The following is a 1,271-nucleotide window of genomic DNA, read 5'->3' as shown; positions in this document are numbered from 1 at the left end:
AAGCCCGACCTTGTATGTTGAGCAGGTCTGGTTTGATAGGTTATCAGCCGGACACCGGGTAAGCCGTCCCGACCTGGAGGCAGCGTTTGTCTGACCTCGTACGTAGAGCGGCTCCCCGCCTCATTGCTGACTTCGTGGAGTATCCAAAAGCCAGCCAAGCTGGACTTTGCATTACAAGGTCGAAGCCGCAAAAAGCGCGAGGTCGGGGAACCGGTGCTTATTGTGACTCAACCACCCCCCGAATGGGAAAGGACCGATGATGACTGTGATAGGTATCGACATCTCAGCCCAATCCTTCGACCTGGTCAGCCGCCGCGATGGCCGCAATGCCAAGGCGGTGCGCTTCGAGCAGACCGCCCAGGGCCATGCCCGGGCCATCAAGCACCTCAAGGCACTCAAGCCCAAATCCATCGTCATGGAGGCCACCGGGGTCTATTACCTGGACTTGGCACTGGCGCTGCACGAGGCCGGATTACCCGTCTGTGTGATCAACCCCCGCAGCTTCCGCCACTTCGCCGAACTGCGCCTGGCGGGCAGTAAGACCGATGCCGTGGATGCGGCCTTGCTGGCCGAGTACGCCGAGCGTATGACCCCCGGGCTGTGGCATCCGCCACAGCCCGCCTGCCTGGGGCTTCGCGATATCGGCAGACAGATCAATCGCTTGGTGCATGCCCGCACCCAAGCCAAGAACCGCCTACATGCACTCAGCGCCAAACAAACCACCCCGTCGCTGCTCATCGAGGACGAGCATCAGGGTATCGCCCAACTCGATCAGCGCATCGAACGCCTCAAGCAGGCGGCCCTGGAACTGATCGCCCAGCACGAGCCCCTCTCGAGCCACTTGCAGCATATGGGCCATGCCAAGGGTATGGGGGTCGCCAGCAGCGTGGCCATCCTGGCCGAGCTGTGCACCCTGCCTCTTGAGCTGAAGTCCAGCCAGATCAGTCGCCATGCTGGCCTCGATGTGCGGATCAACCAATCCGGCACCAGCGTCAACAAGCCGGGACGGCTGAGCAAGGCTGGTAATGCCTACCTGCGCTCTGCACTGTTCATGCCGGCCATGGCGGCCATCAGGCACGAGCCCCGGGCCAAGGCGTTCTATGAGGCACTTGTCGCCCGCGGCAAGAAAAAAATCCAGGCTCTGTGCGCCGTGATGCGCAAGTACCTCACCGGACTGTGGGCGTGCATCAAAACCGGCAAACCCTTCGATGCCTCGGCTTTGTTTAGCGATCAACACATTGCTAAGGCTTGACTGGGAACGGAGTATCTAC

1 protein-coding gene is annotated in these 1,271 nt (G+C 61.1%); it reads left to right on the top strand.

What is annotated here, in order from left to right; all coding sequences use genetic code 11:
* Positions 1-256: 256 nt before the first annotated feature.
* On the top strand, positions 257-1,252 hold the full coding sequence (locus D580_RS0114935) for an IS110 family transposase (RefSeq protein WP_018955162.1): 996 nt from the start codon (positions 257-259) through the stop codon (positions 1,250-1,252).
* Positions 1,253-1,271: the final 19 nt, after the last annotated feature.

It is taken from the genome of Thioalkalivibrio sulfidiphilus (assembly GCF_000377945.1).
Lineage (GTDB): Bacteria > Pseudomonadota > Gammaproteobacteria > Ectothiorhodospirales > Ectothiorhodospiraceae > Thioalkalivibrio_A > Thioalkalivibrio_A sulfidiphilus_A.
The sequence above is the reverse complement of the archived record's forward strand: the minus strand, read 5'-3'. Positions and strand labels throughout refer to the sequence as shown.

Coding starts and splice junctions, on each gene's coding strand:
- D580_RS0114935 (WP_018955162.1), top strand. CDS start 257: ATGATGACTGTGATAGGTATCGACATCTCAGCCCAATCCTTCGACCTG.